The organism is Acidovorax temperans, from assembly GCF_006716905.1.
GTDB lineage: Bacteria > Pseudomonadota > Gammaproteobacteria > Burkholderiales > Burkholderiaceae_C > Acidovorax > Acidovorax temperans.
In genome coordinates this window covers 681,898-699,085 of record NZ_VFPV01000003.1, presented here as the reverse complement: position 1 = coordinate 699,085, position 17,188 = coordinate 681,898, and the positions used below count along the sequence as shown (strand labels likewise).

The following is a 17,188-nucleotide window of genomic DNA, read 5'->3' as shown; positions in this document are numbered from 1 at the left end:
ACAAGACTAGCGCCTAGCGCCCTTTAAAACGGCTGGCCGTCGTCTGCCGAGAGTTGTGCGCGCAACTGGCCCAGTTGCTGGCGCAGGGCCTCGTTTTCGGCCGTCAGCTCGGCCACGCGCGCGCGCAAGGCTGGCAGCTCATCGGTGTGGGCGCCTTCAGTGGGCTGCGGGGCCTCATCAGAATTTTTGGGGGCCGCTTCTTCGCGGGTTTTGCGCTTGGCTTCGCGCACGCGCTTGGCGGCTTGTTTGAGCTCGTCTTTGCCTGCAGTGGCGGCCGCCACCTGTTCTTCCGCGGGCAGGGTGGCCACGGCGGCTGCGGCGTTGAGCGAGATGGTGCCGGACTTCACCGCCGCCACCAGCTCAGGCGCTGCCTGCTTCTGGATTTTTTCAATCATGACCACCTGGCTGCTGCTCAGGCGGGCCGCGCGCGCAATGGCTTCGCGGCTGCTCAGGTCTTCGGGGGGCGCCACGCTGGCCGCCGCAGGGGCGGCGGTTGCAGAGCTTTCTTCAGGCTGCGTTTCTGCTTGCGCATTGCCCGCCACAAAGGCTGCAGCCGCGCGTGCACGGCGCTCCGCCACGATCTCGCGCTTGCGCAGCGCCAGCACGCCACGCTGAAAGTCAGACACGCTGCGGCGGCCCAGGTGCTGGTCAATCATCCACAGGTGCACATCTTCCATCGATTGGAAGCGCGTGTTCTGCACGGTTTGGAAGGGCAGGCCGTGCTTTTGGCAAATGCCGTAGCGGTTGTGGCCGTCCACCAGCACATCGCCCCACAGCACCAGGGCATCGCGGCAACCCTCGGCCAGAATGCTGCGCTCCAGCGCATCGTGTTCTTCCGGGGTCAGGGGGTCGATGTAGGCTTTGAGTTCTTCGTTGACAACGATGTTCATGGTGTGTGGGCGCGTGGCCGGGTCTTCAAGGCAGGGGCGGCATTGTAGTTGCGCCGTGCCTGCTGTCTGGCAAGGCTTACTTGTCCCGCGCGCCGCGCAGGGCCAGCCAGCCCGCCACCGCTGTGAACACCACGAGGATGCCCACGATGACCCAAAAGCCATGTTCGCTGTCGGCCAGCGGGATACCGCCCACATTCATGCCCAGCAAGCCCGCAAGGATGTTGATGGGCAGCGCCAGCACGGTGACCACGGTCAGCACAAACAGGCTGCGGCTGTTGGCCTCTTGCACGCTGGCCGCCAGCTCTTCCTGCAGCAGCTTGATGCGCTCTTGCAGGCCCTGCATGTCGCGCAGCACCACCGAGAACTCTTCGGTGGAATCGCGCAGCTCCTGCACATCGTCGGCGCCCATCCAGGTGGGTGGGTGCTGCAGCAGGCGGAACAAGGCGGCAGGCTCGGGGGCCAGCAGCCGCTGCAGCCGCACCAGCAACCGCCGCAGCACGCCCAGCCGGGCCCGCTTGTGATTGAGCCGGCCCGCCAGCAACTCGTCCTCGATGCCATCGATGCGCTGAGTGACGCCGCGCACGATGTCCACCAGCCCGGCGGCCTGGGTGCGCATCAGCTGCTCCAGCAGCGCCACGCTGGAGCGCGGCGTGTAGCCCTGCCGCACGGCCGTGCGCAGGGCGTCCACCGATCGCAGCGGGTGGGCACGCGCGGTGATGACCACATGGGGCAGCACGCAAATCCACAGCGTGGCAATGTCAAAGGGCTCGAAGGCGAAGTCGAAATGTGCGTCGTTGAGCACGCCCACCAGGGCATCGTCGTCGCGTTCGATGCGGGTGGAGTGCGAACCCTCTTTGAGTGCCTCAAAAAACGCATCGGGCAGCTGGGCGTGCCGCTGTATCCAGCGCAGGGCCTGGGCGTGGGCCAGGTTGAAGTGCAGCCAGACGAAGGGAGCCGCGACACCCACTGGTGGGCCGCCCTGCACGGTGGGCGTTGCCTGTGGGTGCGCCTGCAGCCAGTGCGCCGCCTCGGTGCTGTCCAGCGGCAAGGCAGGCGTGCTGCCCTGCATGAGGTAGCCGCACACCAGACCTGCCGAGTCGCCGCCGTAGCTGTGGTGCGGCAGCGTGCCAGCAGAGTGGACTGTCATGAAATGGGTAGGCAAAAGGAACAAGGGCCCTGTCGGGAGGGCAGCGTGCCATCGTGCGCTGCGAGCATGACGGTTTGATGACCGTTTGGTGGCTGTCACTGTGTTGTCACCAAGGCAGGGCAGCATGGGCGCACCTTTTTGCACCATTTCACCGCCATGCTCCAGAACGCCCCGTTCGATGCCCAGGACCTGATGCAGCGCATCGCCAATGACTTGATGGACAGCTACGACGAAGAGTTGGAGCTGGAGATTGAAGACCGCAACGTGGATGAGGCGGGTGACCTGGTGGCCACCGACAAGCTGGAGCGCCAGCGCTACTTCAAAGAGCTGTTTCGCCTGCAGGGCGAGCTGGTCAAGTTGCAGGACTGGGTGCAGCACAGCCGCCAGAAGGTGGTGATTCTGTTTGAGGGCCGCGATGCGGCAGGCAAGGGCGGGGTGATCAAGCGCATTACCCAGCGGTTGAACCCACGGGTGGCGCGTGTGGCCGCACTGCCTGCGCCCAACGACCGTGAGCGCACGCAGTGGTACTTTCAGCGCTATGTGGCGCACCTGCCAGCGGCGGGCGAGATCGTGCTGTTTGACCGCAGCTGGTACAACCGGGCGGGTGTGGAGCGCGTGATGGGTTTTTGCTCGGACGACGAGTACGAAGAATTTTTCCGCACCGTACCCGAATTTGAAAAGATGCTGGTGCGCTCGGGCATCAAGCTCGTCAAATACTGGTTCTCCATCACCGATGAAGAGCAGCACCTGCGCTTTCTGGGGCGCATCCATGATCCCCTCAAGCAGTGGAAGCTCAGCCCCATGGACCTGGAAAGCCGCGTGCGCTGGGAGGCTTACACCAAGGCCAAGGAAACCATGCTGGACCGCACCCACATCCCCGAAGCCCCCTGGTGGGTGGTGCAGGCGGTGGACAAGAAGAAGGCCCGCCTCAACTGCATTCACCACCTGCTGAGCCAGCTGCCCTACCAGGAAGTGCCCCACGCCCCCGTGGTGCTGCCCGAGCGGGTACGCAACCCCGAGTATTTCCGCCAGCCTGTGCCTGCGTCGATGTACGTGCCTGAGGTGTATTGAGCGCCGCAGGCGCCGAAGCTATCTCCGTCTGGGCGGTGTTGCTATAGAGTTGATAGCTGCTAGCGCTTGTCCAGTAAGCGCTGGAGGCCAAAAACACTTCAAACTGATGGGGCCGTCTGTATTTGTTGTGGGCCGATCATGTAGCCCCGCCCCAGCTTGCGAGCGGTTCCTGCCTCCGCTAAAGCGCACCCGAAATGGCGCGGTGCCCCACACCGTTGCGGGCTTTTTACGGTGGCGCCCCCCGCCGTAGGTGTTTGTCTCACGGAGGCTGGGGGAAGGCATCCCGCCCCGTGGAGCTTCACTCCTGTTAAGGTGGCAAGGGTTTTCCCTCGGTGATGCATGTCACCCTGCCTGCAATCTTCCCTTCCTCCATGCCCCGCAAACCCCGTCTCTTCTCCCTGGCCAGCTGGACCCGCGCCTACCAGCGCAATCTTGCGGCCCTGGTGCGTGCAACCCAGCCGGTGCCCCGGAAAAAGGCCGTTTCAGCGCAGGCGCGGCCGGAGCGCAAGGTGGCAGCCAAGCCTGCACCCCAGCGGGCCCCACTGGCCAAAACTTCTGAGCAATGGATTGCTGGCGTGGCTCCCGGCCCTGCGGGTGCGCGGCGCTTTCACCTGTTTGTGCCGCCGGGGCTGGTGGCCGCACCGGGCGAGACTTTTGCGCTGCTGGTCATGCTGCACGGGTGCCGCCAGACGGGAAGTGACCTGGCCGCCATCTCGCGCATGAACCGCATTGCAACGCGCAAGCGCTTTTTGGTGCTCTACCCGGAGCAAGAGCGCATGGCCAACTCCCAGGGCTGCTGGAACTGGTACGAGCGCCGCAGCGGCAAGGCCGATGCCGAGGCGGCCACGGTCCTCGCCGCCGTGGACCAGGTGGCGCGGCGGCACCCCGTGGACCTGTCACGTGTGGCCGTGGCGGGCCTGTCGGCGGGTGCCAGCATGGCTGCGCTGCTCGCGGCGCTGTACCCCACGCGGTTCTGCGCCGTGGCCATGCATTCGGGGGTGGCACCGGGTACGGCCGAATCGGCCGCCAACGCCTTGGCCGCCATGCGCGGCACCCGTGATGCGCAATTGCCTGATGCATGGCCCGCGCTGCCAACCGCCATGACCGACACAGGGTTGCCTGCTGCCCCCCAGGGATTGCGCCTGCCGCCCCTGCTGGTGCTGCATGGCGATGCCGACCGCGTGGTGTCCGTGCGCAACGCCACAGCCACAGCGCTGCTCTGGGCCCAGGCGTCGGGCGCCCGTGCCACGGCAGAGCGCACCGTGGCGCGCGGGCAGCGGTATCCGATGCGGGCGGTGGACTTCAAGCTGCGCGGCCAGTTGGCCGTGTCGTTGCGCGAAATTGCCGGGCTGGACCACGCCTGGAGCGGCGGGGCTTCCCGTTGGCCTTACAGCGATCCGGCGGGGCCGGATGCATCCGCCCTGATCTGGGCCTTTGTGGCAAGGCAGTTCAAGAAAATTTGAAGAAAAATGGCCGCTAGCGCTTACGCATCAAGCGCTGGTAGCTATCATTTTTGATGGCTGGCGTGTACGAAGGCCGCTCAGGTCAGTCGCAGCGGTGCCGTGCCGGTCGAGCGTGCAGCAAGCGCCTGGTGGGATTCGTCCAGATGGAAAGTCGCCACCACCTGCGTCAGTTCTTGCGCGTGCTGCTGCAAGGCTGCTGCAGCGGCTGCGGCTTCTTCCACCAGCGCGGCGTTCTGCTGCGTGCCCTGGTCCATCTGTGCCACGGCCTGGTTGATCTGCTCGATGCCGTCGGTCTGTTCGCGGCTGGCCTGGCTGATTTCTTCGATCACGGACGACACCTGTAGCACGCTGTTCACCACCGCCTGCATGGTGGTGCCAGCTTCCTGAGCCAGTTGCGTGCCGGCCTTGACCTGTTCGGCGGAATTACCGATCAGGGCCTTGATTTCCTTGGCCGCTTCGGAGGAGCGCTGCGCCAGGCTGCGCACTTCGGTCGCCACCACCGCAAAGCCCCGGCCTTGTTCACCGGCGCGGGCTGCTTCCACCGCCGCATTCAGCGCGAGGATGTTGGTCTGAAAGGCAATGCCTTCAATCACGCCTGTGATGTCTGCGACCTTGCGCGACGACGCTTCAATCGAGTCCATGGTCTGCACGACCTTTTCCACCACAGCGCCCCCCTGGCGCGCCACGTCGGAGGCAGACTTCGCCAGCATGCTGGCCTGGCGTGCGTTGTCGGCGTTCTGTTTGACGTTGGAGGTCATTTCCTCCATCGACGCAGCCGTTTGCTCCAGCGCACTGGCTTGGGATTCGGTGCGGCCCGACAGGTTGCTGTTGCCCGCCGCGATCTGTTGCGAGGCGCTGGCGATGTGCTCGGTGCCGCTGCGCACCCGCTGCACGATGCGGTGCAGGCTGTTGCGCATGGCCTGTATGTCCAGCATCAGGCTGGATTCATCGCCGGGACGGGTCTTCACCGCCACGGCCAGGTCACCCTGGGCAATGCTGCGCGCGACGTGGCGCGCATAGTCGGGCTCGCCACCCAGCTGCCGCAGCAGGTTGCGCGAGATCAGGGTGCCCACCACCAGCAGCGCTGCACCCAGCGCCAGTGCCACGGCACCAAAGCCCATGGCGCGTTTCCAGATGGCGGCGTTCACAGTGTCGATGTAGACGCCTGAACCAATCACCCAGCCCCAGGGCTCAAAGCCTTTGACGTAGGAGGTCTTCTCCACCGGAATATCACTGCCAGCCTTGGGCCACATGTAGGGCACAAAACCGGCGCCTTGGGTCTTGACGGTGCGCACAAATTCCATGAACAGCGGCAGGCCGTTGGGGTCTTTGTTCGCAGAAAGGTCCTGCCCGTTCAGCTCAGGCCTGACGGGGTGCATCACCATGCGGGGATGCATGTCGTTGATCCAGATGTATTCATTGCCGCTGTAGCGCAGCGCTTGCATGGCCGCTGCTGCGCGCTGCCGGGCTTCTTCGTCGGGCATGGCGCCCTTGGTGCTCAGCGTGTGGAAATGCACGGCAATGCCATGAGCCACCTCGACCACCTGGCGCACACCGGTTTGTCGCTCTTCAAGGATCAGCTTGCGTTCGGAAACCAGGAACCAGGCCGTCATCACCACCATGCCCAAAAGGGCGAACAGCACCAAAATGGCGAGTTTTCTCGCAATGGTCATGGCGCGCGCCCGAAGTGAAAGGAGAGGTGCAAATTTGCAAATTTTTTACAAAAAGTTGCAAATTGTGCTGGTGCGCGCAGATTTTAGTCTTTGGGTTTGCAATGTGCTGACATTGGGGCCTTCATTCAGGGTTTGTCCCGACAAAGTTCCGCAAGCGCTGGAACGCCTACAGGCGCGGGTCGCGCCTCAGATGTGGCGACCCAGGGTCACACCAGTCGCGCGGCGACCAGTTCCTTTTTGAGGTAAGCGTAAAACAGGGGCGCGGCCACCAGTCCCGCCGGGCCAAAGACGGCCTCGGCCACAAACATCACGCTCAGCAACTCCCACACACCCATCTGCGTGCGCTGGCCCACCACCTTGGCGTTGATGACGTATTCGGCCTTGTGGATCAGGATGAGAAACCCCAGGCAGGCCGCAGCCGCCAGGGGCGACACCGACAAGCCCACGATGGTCATCACCACATTGCACAGCAGGTTGCCCACGATGGGTACCAGGCCCGCCACAAAGGTCAGCGTGATGAGCACCGGCGTGTAGGGCAGGGCCATGTCCCACATCGGCAAAATGAACAGCAGAAACAAGGCCGTGAGCAAGGTGTTGAAGGCAGCAATCCAGAACTGCGCCGCCACGATCTGCCGGAATGCCTCGCCAAACAGGGTGATGCGCTGGGCCAATTGCTGGGCCAAAGGCCCCAGGCCTGCCTTGGTGGTGCGCACAGCGGCCAGCGAGCCAATGAGCAGGCCCACATAGGCGAACAGCACACTGCCCAGCCATGCACGCCCTGCCATGGCCAGTGCGCCTGCCTTGGCGCCCAGGTAGTTGGCGATGATGCGCTGGATTTCTGCGGCGCCCTCGGGCAGATGGGCCGCCATGTCGGCCGGCAGCTTCAGGCGCAATTCCAGCACCGTGCGGGCCATGTAGGTGAGCAGTTCACGGTATTGCTGGGGCGCATCAACCAGGTAACCACGCGAATGCGTCAGCCCGGCAGCCAGCAGCGCCAAGGGCATGAGCATGACCACGGCAGCGGCTACCACCTGAGCGGACCGGGGTGGGGCATCAGCCGCTGGGCGGTTGCGCTGCGCGCCGGGTAGCCGGCGCGTGCCCGCAGCGATCCACGCAGTCAGCGTGCGGGTGAGCAAAAAGCCCAGGCATACGCACAGCAGGCCGGGCAGCAGCCCGCGCCACATCACCAACAAGAGTGCGCCTCCCATCAGCAGATAGCTGGCCAGCACCACACCCGACCTCACCGGCCGAAGGGGCGGTGGGGCTGCGGTGTAGCTGGTGAGCGCCGCCGGGTGCGGCTCTGGGGAGAGGGCAGGGGGCTGGTGCTGCGCCATGCGCGTGGTGGTGGAGCGGTGCGGGGTTAGGCGACGACCACTGCGGCACCTTCGCCGCGCTGCGCAATCGTGCCAATGGTGTACACCTGCTCGCCTGCGGCACGCAGCGTGGCGGCCGTGGCTTCGGCGTTGGCGGCGTCTACCACCACCACCATGCCGATGCCGTTGTTGAACGTGCGGTTCATCTCGATGTCGTCAATGCCTGCGGTCTTTTGCAGCCAGGCAAACAGCTCAGTCTGGGGCCAGCTGCCCTTCTTCAGGTGGGCGGCACTGCCTTCGGGCAGCACGCGGGGAATGTTTTCCAGCAGGCCGCCACCGGTGATGTGGGCCAGTGCCTTGATGGGGTGGGCAACCAGCGCGGCCAGCACGTTCTTCACGTACAGGCGGGTGGGCTCCATGATGGCTTGCTTGAAGGGCTTGCCGTCCAGCGTGGCGGGCACGGTGCCCGCGGCTTCGGCACGTTCAATGCACTTGCGCACCAGGCTGAAGCCGTTGGAATGCACGCCGTGGCTGGCCAGTCCCAGCACCACATCGCCAGGGGCGACGTTCTGGCCAGTCAGGATCTTGGACTTTTCGACTGCGCCCACGGCAAAGCCGGCCAGGTCGTATTCACCTGCGGGGTACATGCCGGGCATTTCAGCGGTTTCACCGCCAATCAGCGCGCAACCCGACAGTTCGCAGCCTTTGGCAATGCCGCCCACCACGGCGGCGGCGGTGTCCACGTCCAGCTTGCCGCAGGCAAAGTAGTCGAGGAAGAACAGGGGCTCGGCGCCTTGCACCAGCACATCGTTCACGCTCATGGCCACCAGGTCGATGCCCACGGTGTCGTGCATGTTCCATTCAAACGCCAGCTTGAGCTTGGTGCCCACGCCGTCAGTGCCGCTGACCAGCACGGGTTCCTTGTAGCGCTTGGGCACTTCAAACAGGGCGCCAAAGCCGCCAATGCCTGCCAGCACGCCTTCGCGCATGGTTTTCTTGGCCAGGGGCTTGATGCGCTCGACGAGTGCGTCGCCAGCGTCGATGTCAACGCCAGCGTCTTTGTAGGACAGGGGGGTAGGGGTAGCGGCAGAGTTGCTCATGGCGAAGATGGCACGGACCAGCGTGCGCAGCAGACTAAAATTTGCGCAGATTTTACGGGGTGCGCGCCGCCTGCCCGGCGGCTCTCCCTTCACACCGTCCTGTTTTCTCTCTGGAGCCCATGCCGTTCTTCGCCTTTTCTCCTTGCTCCAGCGTGTTTGCCAGCGGGCAGTTGCCATGAAGCAGCTGGCGCTGGATATCGGCCTGGCCACGGGGCCGACACTGTCAAGTTTCTATGCGGGCCCCAATGAAGCCGCCCTGCAACACCTGCGCTTGTGGGCCGGTGAAGGCAGCAGCCAGAACACCCGCTCGCCCGTGCCCACCTACCTGTGGGGCGAGGCCGGCAGCGGCAAAACCCATTTGCTCAAGGCGGTGTGCGAAGCCCTGCACGAGCAAGGCGCCAGCGTCGGCTGGATGGACGCCTCGGTTGCCAACCCCCCCGACTTTGACGAGCGCTGGGCAGCCGTGGTGATGGACGAAGTGCATCTTTACAACACGGCCCAGCAGGCCAGTGCGTTCAACTGGTTTGTGAATGCCATCAATCCCGCCACCGGCGGCCAGCGCTGGGTGCTGGCTGCGGGCGATTTGCCGCCTGCCGACCTGCCGCTGCGCGATGATTTGCGCAGCCGCATGGGCTGGGGGCATGTGTTCCAGCTGCAATTGCTGGATGAAACCGCGCGCCGCGCCGTGCTGCGCCAGGAAGCAGACGCCCGGGGCGTGTTTTTGGGTGATGAGGTCATGGACTTCATGCTCAAGCGCTTTTCGCGCGACCTGGGCAGTCTGATGCAGTTGCTGGACCAGCTTGATGCCTTTGCCTTGCGCACCCAGCGTGCCATCACCATTCCGCTGTTGAAGGCGATGCTTGAATCGGAATGAAAAGGCTGAGGCCTGCGGATTGCTGTGAACCCACTTCAGCACCGCCCATGCTCAACGTACTTAAAAGAATCAATGACGGATACCAAGACCCCTCGCCTTCGGTTGGCCTTGTTCGACCTGGACCACACCCTGCTGCCGCTCGACTCCGACTACGAGTGGGGCGAGTTCACCATTCGCCTTGGCTGGAACGACCCGGTGGAGTTTGCCCGCCGCAACGACGAGTTCTATGCCCATTACCAGGCAGGTACGCTCGATGTGCACGACTACGTACGCTTCGCCACCGAGGCGGTTCGCCTGCGGGGGCCTGAGGCCGCCGCGGCAGCCCATGCGCAGTTCATGCGCGAGGTGATTGCCCCTGCCATCCGCCCGCAGGCGCTGGAGTTGATCCGCCAGCACCAGGCGGCGGGGGATCACGTGCTCATCGTCACGGCAACCAACGAATTTGTTACCCGTCCCATCGCCAAGGCGCTGGGCGTGGAGGAATTGCTGGCCGTGCAACTGGCGCGCGATGCGCAAGGCTGGTACACGGGTGAAATTGATGGCATACCGACCATGCGCCAGGGCAAGGTGCTGCGCATGGAACAATGGCTGGCCGACCGCCAACTGGGCTGGGGGGATGTGGAAAGCACGTTCTACAGCGATTCCATGAACGACGTGCCTTTGCTGGAAAAAGTCGATCATCCCGTCGCCACCAACCCCGATCCCCGGCTGCGCGCCCTGGCGCAAGAGCGCGGCTGGCGCATACTGGACCTTTTCGCGGACGATGCCAGCGCCGCCACTGCGGGCGCGTAAGCTCCCGCCCCCTGAACTGCGCCCCGTGCCAGTCACACTGTTTACTGCATACCCATGATCAAGAAGTTCATCGACAAACTGCTGGGCAAATCGACGCCCGGAACCTCTGGCGGCAAGCCGCACTTCGGCAGGCGCGAAGAGGTTCCTGCCTCGGTGCACGGCATCAACCCCGAGCTGGTGGACCGGCGCGCGGCCGATGTGGTGCACACGCTCAAGGATGCGGGCTACGAGGCCTACATCGTGGGTGGTGCCGTGCGCGACCTGCTGCTGGGTCTGCGCCCCAAGGACTTTGACGTGGCTACCAACGCCACGCCTGAGCAGGTGAAGGCGCTGTTTCGCCGTGCGTTCATCATTGGCAAGCGCTTTCGCATCGTGCACGTGGTGCATGGCCGGGGCCGCGAGCATGAAGTGATCGAGGTTTCCACCTTCCGCGCCTACCTCGACAACTCGGCCGCAGGGCAGGTGAGTGGCAACGAAAAGACCAGCAAGGCTCAGCTTTCGGGCATGCAGCATGCGGTAGACGCCAGCGGCCGTGTGCTGCGTGACAACGTGTGGGGCCCGCAAGACGAAGACGCCACCCGCCGTGACTTCACCGTGAACGCCATGTACTACGACCCGGAAACCCAGGTGGTGGTGGACTACCACAAGGGCATCCAGGACGCGAAGAAGAAAACCCTGCGCATGATTGGCGACCCCGCCACGCGCTACCGCGAAGACCCGGTGCGCATCATCCGCGCTGTGCGTTTCGCCGCCAAGCTCAGCCCCCTGGGTTTCACCATCGACGCCAAGACGGCCGCGCCGCTGGTGCAGTCGCAGGCCCTGCTGGCCGATGTGCCGCAAAGCCGCATGTTTGACGAAATGCTCAAGCTGCTGCAAACCGGCCACGCCATTGCCACCATCGAGCAATTGCGCAAGCTGGGCATGGCCAAGGGCATTTACCCGCTGCTGGACGTGGCAGTGGAGCGGGCCGACACGCCGTTTGTGAAGGCGGCCCTCATGGATACCGACCGCCGCGTGCAAGAAGGCAAGCCCGTGGCGCCCAGCTTCTTGCTCGCCTGTGTGCTGTGGGAAGACGTTCGCAAGGGCTGGGACGAGCGCCTGAATCGCCGCGAGCATGCGCTGCCTGCCTTGCAGGATGCGATTGACGAGGTGTTTGACCGCCGCATTGGCGATGTGTCGGGCCGCGGCAAGCTGGCCGCCGACATGCGCGAGATCTGGGTCATGCAGCCGCGCTTTGAAAAGCGCGTGGGCAACACGCCGTTCGGCATGGTGATGCAGCCGCGTTTCCGTGCCGGGTTCGACTTCATGCGCCTGCGCGCCGATGTGGGCGAGGTCGAGGAAGCGCTGGCTGAGTGGTGGCAAGACTTCCAGACGGCCGACGATGAGCGCCGCGACGACCTGATGGACCAGGCCCGGGAAGAGCAGCGGGCGCGCCAGAAAGCGCAGCAACAGGCCCAGCCCGTGGTGCGCCGCGTGCCCAAGAAGGCGGCCCCCGCAGCCGCCGCGCCATCGGCCGAGGCAGAGTTACCCACCGCAGATGGCGCGCCTGATGATGCTGCCGCACCCAAAAAGCGCCGCCGCCGTCGCCGCAAGCCAGGTGGCGCGGCAGGAGACGCCGGGCCAGCATCGTCCCCAGAATGATTGCGGAGCAGGGCGCCGCCGCGCCCGTCGATGTGTGGGTGGGCCTGGGGGCCAACCTGGGTGAACGTGAAGAGACCCTGCGCAGTGCCTTGCAGCGCATGGCTGAATGGCCTGGCACCCGCTTGATCGCAGTGTCTGCCCTGTACGCCAGCGCCCCCGTAGACGCGGGTGGCCCCGACTACCTGAATGCCGTGGCGCACTTGCAGACCACGCTGGCGCCCCTGGATGTATTGCAGCGCCTGCAGGTCATAGAGCAGGGCGCTGGCCGCGAGCGGCCTTACCGCAATGCTCCGCGCACGCTGGACTTGGACGTGCTGCTGTACGGCAGTGAAGTGCTGTCTACTCCTACGCTCACGGTGCCGCACCCTCGCATGAACGAACGCGCATTTGTGCTGTTGCCGCTGGCGGACCTAGCGCCTGGCTTGGTGAGCGAAGCTGCGCTGGATGCCGTGGCAGACCAGCGCATTACCCGTTTACCCCAGGCATGGGTTGCAGGTTTGCTATAAAAATATGAGCTGCTAGCGCTTGCCATATAAGCGCTAGAGCCCAATTTCTCTCTTAATCTACCTTCGCGCCAGAGAGTTTCACCACGTCCTTGTACTTGGCACGTTCGCTGGCCATGAAGGATTCAAACTGCTGCGGTGTGGTGGGTACAGGCTCTGCCAGCAGCGCGCCAAAGCGCGTCTTGGTTTCCGGGGCCTGCAGGGCTGCGACAAAGGCGCGGTTGAGCTTGTCCACCACGGGCTTGGGCGTGTCCTTGGGCGCTACAAGGCCCCACCAGGTGTCAATGGAAAAGCCCTTGAACGTGCCGGCCATGGTGGGCACACCCGGCAGCGCAGAGGAGGGCTCCAGCGATGTCACGGCCAATGCCTTGAGCTTGCCCGAGCGGATATTGGGCGCCGCTGCTGCCAGGTTGTCGATGTTGAAGTCCACCTCGCCCGCCAGCAGTGCCAGCTGCGCAGGGTTGGCTCCGCGGTAAGGGATGTGCAGGGCGTAGATGCCTGCGCGCTGCTTGAACATTTCACCCGCCAGATGGCCTGCACTGCCATTGCCGCCGCTGCCGTAGTTCAGCTTGGCGGGGTTGGCCTTGGCGTATGCAATCAGGTCAGCCAGGCTATTGATCTTGAGCTGCTCTGCCTTCGCTGCATTCATGACCAGCACATTGGGCACCCGCACCATCTGCGTGATGGCCACGAAGTCTTTGGCTGCATCGAACGGCATGCGGCTGTAGAGCCACGGGTTCACCGCATGGGTGGCTGTGGCCGCGATGCCAATGGTCAGCCCGTCAGGCGAAGCCTTGGCAATCGCATCGGCCCCGATGTTGCCGCCCGCACCGCCCTTGTTGTCGATGATGACCGTGCCCAGCGAATCGCGCACACGCTCTGCCAGGGCGCGTGCCGTCACGTCAATCGGCCCGCCAGGGGCATAAGGAACGATGATTCGGATGGGTTGCCCGGTGTCTTGCGCCAAGACCATGGGTGACGAGAAGGCTGCTGCGACAGCAGCGCCGGCGACGAGGAGGTTTCTGCGGTTCATGGCTACATTGTTGCAAAAAAGTAAACAACTTCAGAAAGAAGCCAGCACGGAGCGATGTGTGGCAGGCCCTCCAACCCAATCGGCAAGCATCTGAATCTGTGAAGTGGATGAATCGCTGGTGGTGCCAAAGTAGCCAGAGATTCATCCTTGCACCGCATGGCCGTGCCCGCCAGCCCTCAAGCCTGCGGGCCGTGTTTGTCGGCTTCGGAGGTGAAGGAATCCGCGAAGAACTCTTCTGCGGGAAGACCCCGCTGCGCCGTGTAGGCCGTGCGTGCCGACTCCACCACGATGGGTGCGCCGCAGGCGTAGACCTGGTGGCCCGAGAGGTCGGCAAAGTCGTCCAGCACGGCCTGGTGCACAAAGCCGGTGCGGCCTGTCCACTGGTCTTCAGGCAGCGCGTCAGACAGCACGGGCACGTAGCGCAGTTGCGGCATTTGCGCAGCCAGTTCGACCACCCACTGGTGCATGTACAGGTCATCCGGCCGGCGACCGCCCCAGTACAGCGTGGTGGGGCGTGTGATGCCCTTGAACTGCATGTGCTCCAGCAAGGCCTTGATGGGGGCAAAGCCCGTGCCTGACGCCAGCAGCACGATGGGCTTGTCGGAGTCTTCGCGCAGGAAGAAGCTGCCGAAAGGGCCTTCCACGCGCAGGATTTCCTTTTCCTTCATTGCGCCAAACACGTGGTCGGTGAACTTGCCCCCCGGCAAATGCCGAATGTGCAATTCGACACCTGCGGCGGTGCTCTGGGTGTGCGGCGCATTGGCCATTGAGTAAGCGCGCCGCGCGCCGTCGCGCAGGATGAATTCGATGTACTGGCCTGCGTGGTAGCGGAACGTATCGGTCGCAGGCAGTTGCAGGCGCACCTGCATCACGTCGTGCGACTTTTTCTCCAGCGTGGACACGCGCACGGGCATCTTCTTGATGGGGTAGGCGCTTTCGTCGGTGACTTGCCTGGACTCCAGAACCACATCAGACAAAGGCCGTGCGCAGCAGGTCAGCACGAAGCCGGCGGCTTCTTCGTCGGCGCTCAATGCCTTGGCCTGATGGTCTGCGTGGGCTACCGAGCCGCTGAGCTTCTTGCACTTGCAGGAGCCACAGGCGCCATCCTTGCAGCCGTAGGGCAGGCCCACGCCGCTGCGAATGGCGGCAGCCAGAATGGTTTCGTCGCCCTGGCTTTGGAAGCTGCGCCCGCTGGGGGCTACAGAAATCTGGAATGCGGCGGCGCCACTGTCTTCAGGTCGCGTCATGTTGTGGGTATCCTCGGGGTTCTTGTGCGAATGGCGCCGATTTTGCCCTCAGAAACTGAAGGTCTGCTGAGGTGGCCTATTTGCCCGATGTTTCCTTGACATGGGCTGGGTGTGGTCGCCACGCGAGCTTTGCGTGCGGATGACCTGCCTGCGCCTGAGCAACACCCATCATCCTCGCTTGTCTGTCCGAAAGAATTCATGAGTACCGTGGCTTTGTCCAGTGGCTTGGGCGCCTTGCCCGCGCGTTTCCGCCGCGAGCGGTTGTTGATTGTGGGGTGCGGCGATGTAGGCATGCGCGTGGCCCGCAACTTTGCGCAGGGCGCGGGTGCCGGTCGCGTGCGGGTGATGGCCCTGACCTCCAGCCCAGAACGCAAGGCGGCTTTGCGCGGGGTGTCTGTCACGCCGCTTTTGGGAGACCTGGACCAGCCTGCCACGCTGCGCCGCCTGGCCGGGCTGGCCACGCGGGTGTTGCACCTGGCCCCGCCGCCCGGTGAAGGAGGTGGGCGCGACGCCTGGTGGCGCGATCCGCGCACGCTGGCGCTGGCCCGCGCGCTGCGCATGCGCAATTTGCCAATATCGCTGGCGTACGCATCGACCAGTGGGGTGTATGGCGATTGCGCGGGGGCGCTGGTGCGCGAAACGCGCCCCGTGGCGCCTGCTACCCCACGCGCCCAGCGCCGCGTGGATGCCGAAGCCGCTGTGCGCCACTTGGGCAGGGCAGGGGTGCGGGCCAGCATTCTGCGCATTCCGGGCATTTACGCGCCCGACCGGGAGGGCGGCACGCCCCAGGCGCGTCTGCTCAAGGGCACGCCAGTGCTGGAGGCGGGCGACGACGTCTACACCAACCACATCCACGCGGACGACCTGGCCCGCGCCTGCGTGGCCGCACTGTGGCGGGGGCGTGCGCAGCGGGCGTACCACATCAGCGATGGGCAGCATATGCAGATGGGGGCGTACTTCGACTTGGCTGCCGATCTGTATGGGCTGCCACGCCCTCCACGCATTCCGCGCAGCGCCGCGAAAGAGCAGCTCTCGCTCATGCTGCTGAGCTTCATGAGTGAATCGCGCAGGCTCGACAACCAGCGCATGCTGCGCGAGCTAGGGGTGCGGTTGCGGTTCCCGGATGTGGTGGCAGGCTTGCGCTCCGGGCTATCCGCCCATCAGCAGGGGGCCTGACCGCGTTTGGAGCGGCACACGCCGTCGTTGCCGGGAAAGCGCCCTGGCCCCGCCCGTGGGTAGCGGGCGCCGGTGTTGTCCACGCAGTGAAAGTTGCCGCAGTGCGTGAGGTACGGCTTTTGCGGCACAGGGGGTGCATACACCGGCTGCCGTGGCGGGGCCACGACGATGCGCGGCTGCGTGGCGCGGGCGCGCTCCAGCTCGGCGTAACCCTGTGGGCCCAGGCAGTCCAGATCCATCTGCCGCTGCGCCGCCTCCAGGCGCGGTTCCTGGTCATAGGTGTTGCCTGACAAGGTGCTGGAAACAAGCTCCAGATTTCTGCGTGAACGCGCGCATTCCGCAGAGCGTGCGTAGTCCTGGGGTTGCGGCGCAGTGGCGGCTGCTCTGGCCGCCCTCACGCGTTCTTGCTCGGCATCGCGCTGGGCCTGTAGATCGGCCGCCGCTTTTTCGGCTAGCAGGCGTTGCTGTTTGAGCTCAATGGCCCGCTCGGCCGCTTTGCGATCCTGTTCGATCTCTTCGGCAGAGCGTTTGGCTTCCACCTCGTGGCCTGTGGTGCCCGCCGCGCATTTCCCATCGGTGTAGGTGACTTGGCCGGTTTTTGGGTCGGTGCAGCGCACCACCTGGCCGGATGCAGGCAACGCGCTGCAGGCAGCAATCGCCAGCAAGGCGACTGGTTTCCAGAGGGTGATTAAGCGGTGTGGCTGGGTCATGGCAGGGTCTGCTGGCAAGGTTCAGGGCCGGGCACCCGGCATGGAGGGGCGCCCTCCAGGGCCGCGGCCATCTTCCGCACTTTGCCCCTGGGCTGGAGGGCGTGCGTCGCGCCATACCCGGTCAGGCCCTTGCGGGGTGGGTTTGCGGCTGGGTTCGCCGCCCTGGGGCTCGCGGTCAGGCTCTCTTCGGTCGGGGCGGTTGGGGCGCGGGGGGCTGGGCCGGTCTGGGTCACGGTCGCGGTGGGGATCGCGTGCGTTGTCCCGGTCCGGCCGCCTCCAGTGGCCAGGGGGCGCGGGGCGGCGGTCATCCCAGTGGCGGTCGTAGCCGGGGCGGCCGTAGTAGGCCGGTGGGGGTGGCGCCGGGTAGGGGCGAACGATGTAGGGCTGCGGGTAGATGTACACCGGTGGCTCGCCATACACGGGGTGGTAGGCGGGCTCGTAGTAGCTATCTCCGGGTACGGTGGCGCAACCGGCAAGGACTGTTGCCACTGCCGCTGCACTCAAAAACCGGAGGAAAAATGTCGTCATGGGCCGTTCCCTGGAGTGGTGCCACCT

16 protein-coding genes are annotated in these 17,188 nt (G+C 64.9%); 7 read left to right on the top strand and 9 right to left on the bottom strand.

The window, feature by feature from the left end:
- Positions 1–23 precede the first annotated feature (23 nt).
- Positions 24–890 carry a ParB N-terminal domain-containing protein gene (locus BDD18_RS18100; RefSeq protein WP_066693422.1) on the bottom strand — a complete coding sequence of 289 codons (867 nt, stop codon included), beginning with the start codon at positions 888–890 and terminating at the stop codon, positions 24–26.
- A gap of 76 nt (positions 891–966) precedes the next feature.
- A complete protein-coding gene (locus tag BDD18_RS18095; RefSeq protein ID WP_244939137.1) occupies positions 967–2,037 on the bottom strand; it encodes a transporter in 1,071 nt (356 codons plus the stop codon).
- Positions 2,038–2,193: 156 nt separating this feature from the next.
- Between BDD18_RS18095 and ppk2 the strand changes: the two genes are divergently transcribed.
- Complete coding sequence (gene ppk2, locus BDD18_RS18090; RefSeq protein ID WP_142084897.1) at positions 2,194–3,108, top strand: polyphosphate kinase 2; 915 nt, start codon at positions 2,194–2,196, stop codon at positions 3,106–3,108.
- A gap of 371 nt (positions 3,109–3,479) precedes the next feature.
- Positions 3,480–4,571: an extracellular catalytic domain type 1 short-chain-length polyhydroxyalkanoate depolymerase gene (locus BDD18_RS18085; RefSeq protein ID WP_142084895.1), complete on the top strand. Its 1,092-nt coding sequence runs from the start codon at positions 3,480–3,482 to the stop codon at positions 4,569–4,571.
- Between the two features lie 77 nt (positions 4,572–4,648).
- Here BDD18_RS18085 and BDD18_RS18080 read toward each other — a convergent pair whose 3' ends face one another.
- From BDD18_RS18080 to purM, 3 genes are all read right to left on the bottom strand, one after another.
- Positions 4,649–6,244, bottom strand: a complete 1,596-nt coding sequence (locus BDD18_RS18080; RefSeq protein WP_142084892.1) for a methyl-accepting chemotaxis protein — start codon at positions 6,242–6,244, stop codon at positions 4,649–4,651.
- Positions 6,245–6,450: 206 nt separating this feature from the next.
- A complete protein-coding gene (locus BDD18_RS18075) occupies positions 6,451–7,578 on the bottom strand; it encodes an AI-2E family transporter (RefSeq protein ID WP_142084890.1) in 1,128 nt (375 codons plus the stop codon).
- A 26-nt stretch (positions 7,579–7,604) separates the two neighbouring features.
- Positions 7,605–8,657 carry a phosphoribosylformylglycinamidine cyclo-ligase gene (gene purM, locus BDD18_RS18070; RefSeq protein ID WP_142084888.1) on the bottom strand — a complete coding sequence of 351 codons (1,053 nt, stop codon included), beginning with the start codon at positions 8,655–8,657 and terminating at the stop codon, positions 7,605–7,607.
- Positions 8,658–8,832: 175 nt separating this feature from the next.
- On the opposite strand from purM, the gene hda reads away from it, so the two are divergent.
- The 4 genes from hda (at position 8,833) to folK (ending at position 12,470) form a co-directional block, all read left to right on the top strand.
- On the top strand, positions 8,833–9,531 hold the full coding sequence (gene hda / locus BDD18_RS18065) for a DnaA regulatory inactivator Hda (RefSeq protein ID WP_066697200.1): 699 nt from the start codon (positions 8,833–8,835) through the stop codon (positions 9,529–9,531).
- A 72-nt stretch (positions 9,532–9,603) separates the two neighbouring features.
- On the top strand, positions 9,604–10,323 hold the full coding sequence (locus BDD18_RS18060) for a histidinol-phosphatase (protein ID WP_142084886.1): 720 nt from the start codon (positions 9,604–9,606) through the stop codon (positions 10,321–10,323).
- A gap of 54 nt (positions 10,324–10,377) precedes the next feature.
- Positions 10,378–11,964 carry a polynucleotide adenylyltransferase PcnB gene (pcnB, locus tag BDD18_RS18055; RefSeq protein WP_066697196.1) on the top strand — a complete coding sequence of 529 codons (1,587 nt, stop codon included), beginning with the start codon at positions 10,378–10,380 and terminating at the stop codon, positions 11,962–11,964.
- Complete coding sequence (gene folK / locus BDD18_RS18050) at positions 11,961–12,470, top strand: 2-amino-4-hydroxy-6-hydroxymethyldihydropteridine diphosphokinase (protein ID WP_142084884.1); 510 nt, start codon at positions 11,961–11,963, stop codon at positions 12,468–12,470. Before pcnB ends, folK begins: the two co-directional genes overlap by 4 nt.
- 52 nt (positions 12,471–12,522) lie before the next feature.
- Here the strand turns inward: folK and BDD18_RS18045 are convergent, their stop codons facing one another.
- Together BDD18_RS18045 and BDD18_RS18040 are read right to left on the bottom strand one after the other, a co-directional pair.
- On the bottom strand, positions 12,523–13,500 hold the full coding sequence (locus BDD18_RS18045; RefSeq protein WP_066697191.1) for a Bug family tripartite tricarboxylate transporter substrate binding protein: 978 nt from the start codon (positions 13,498–13,500) through the stop codon (positions 12,523–12,525).
- A gap of 176 nt (positions 13,501–13,676) precedes the next feature.
- Positions 13,677–14,747 carry a CDP-6-deoxy-delta-3,4-glucoseen reductase gene (locus BDD18_RS18040; RefSeq protein WP_066697188.1) on the bottom strand — a complete coding sequence of 357 codons (1,071 nt, stop codon included), beginning with the start codon at positions 14,745–14,747 and terminating at the stop codon, positions 13,677–13,679.
- A 198-nt stretch (positions 14,748–14,945) separates the two neighbouring features.
- Between BDD18_RS18040 and BDD18_RS18035 the strand changes: the two genes are divergently transcribed.
- Positions 14,946–15,923, top strand: a complete 978-nt coding sequence (locus tag BDD18_RS18035; RefSeq protein WP_066697185.1) for an SDR family oxidoreductase — start codon at positions 14,946–14,948, stop codon at positions 15,921–15,923.
- Here the strand turns inward: BDD18_RS18035 and BDD18_RS18030 are convergent.
- Positions 15,908–16,633 carry a DUF4124 domain-containing protein gene (locus BDD18_RS18030; protein ID WP_142084882.1) on the bottom strand — a complete coding sequence of 242 codons (726 nt, stop codon included), beginning with the start codon at positions 16,631–16,633 and terminating at the stop codon, positions 15,908–15,910. The two genes, BDD18_RS18035 and BDD18_RS18030, sit on opposite strands and share 16 nt — an antisense overlap.
- A 21-nt stretch (positions 16,634–16,654) precedes the next feature.
- Positions 16,655–17,161 (bottom strand): hypothetical protein, encoded by a 507-nt coding sequence (locus tag BDD18_RS18025; protein ID WP_142084880.1) that lies wholly within the window; start codon positions 17,159–17,161, stop codon positions 16,655–16,657.
- Positions 17,162–17,188 lie beyond the last annotated feature (27 nt).

Excerpts from the sequence above, each read along its gene's own strand:
- BDD18_RS18100 (WP_066693422.1), bottom strand. The coding sequence starts at position 890 with ATGAACATCGTTGTCAACGAAGAACTCAAAGCCTACATCGACCCCCTG.
- BDD18_RS18095 (WP_244939137.1), bottom strand. The coding sequence starts at position 2,037 with ATGACAGTCCACTCTGCTGGCACGCTGCCGCACCACAGCTACGGCGGC.
- ppk2 (WP_142084897.1), top strand. The coding sequence starts at position 2,194 with ATGCTCCAGAACGCCCCGTTCGATGCCCAGGACCTGATGCAGCGCATC.
- BDD18_RS18085 (WP_142084895.1), top strand. The coding sequence starts at position 3,480 with ATGCCCCGCAAACCCCGTCTCTTCTCCCTGGCCAGCTGGACCCGCGCC.
- BDD18_RS18080 (WP_142084892.1), bottom strand. The coding sequence starts at position 6,244 with ATGACCATTGCGAGAAAACTCGCCATTTTGGTGCTGTTCGCCCTTTTG.
- BDD18_RS18075 (WP_142084890.1), bottom strand. The coding sequence starts at position 7,578 with ATGGCGCAGCACCAGCCCCCTGCCCTCTCCCCAGAGCCGCACCCGGCG.
- purM (WP_142084888.1), bottom strand. The coding sequence starts at position 8,657 with ATGAGCAACTCTGCCGCTACCCCTACCCCCCTGTCCTACAAAGACGCT.
- hda (WP_066697200.1), top strand. The coding sequence starts at position 8,833 with ATGAAGCAGCTGGCGCTGGATATCGGCCTGGCCACGGGGCCGACACTG.
- BDD18_RS18060 (WP_142084886.1), top strand. The coding sequence starts at position 9,604 with ATGACGGATACCAAGACCCCTCGCCTTCGGTTGGCCTTGTTCGACCTG.
- pcnB (WP_066697196.1), top strand. The coding sequence starts at position 10,378 with ATGATCAAGAAGTTCATCGACAAACTGCTGGGCAAATCGACGCCCGGA.
- folK (WP_142084884.1), top strand. The coding sequence starts at position 11,961 with ATGATTGCGGAGCAGGGCGCCGCCGCGCCCGTCGATGTGTGGGTGGGC.
- BDD18_RS18045 (WP_066697191.1), bottom strand. The coding sequence starts at position 13,500 with ATGAACCGCAGAAACCTCCTCGTCGCCGGCGCTGCTGTCGCAGCAGCC.
- BDD18_RS18040 (WP_066697188.1), bottom strand. The coding sequence starts at position 14,747 with ATGACGCGACCTGAAGACAGTGGCGCCGCCGCATTCCAGATTTCTGTA.
- BDD18_RS18035 (WP_066697185.1), top strand. The coding sequence starts at position 14,946 with ATGAGTACCGTGGCTTTGTCCAGTGGCTTGGGCGCCTTGCCCGCGCGT.
- BDD18_RS18030 (WP_142084882.1), bottom strand. The coding sequence starts at position 16,633 with ATGACCCAGCCACACCGCTTAATCACCCTCTGGAAACCAGTCGCCTTG.
- BDD18_RS18025 (WP_142084880.1), bottom strand. The coding sequence starts at position 17,161 with ATGACGACATTTTTCCTCCGGTTTTTGAGTGCAGCGGCAGTGGCAACA.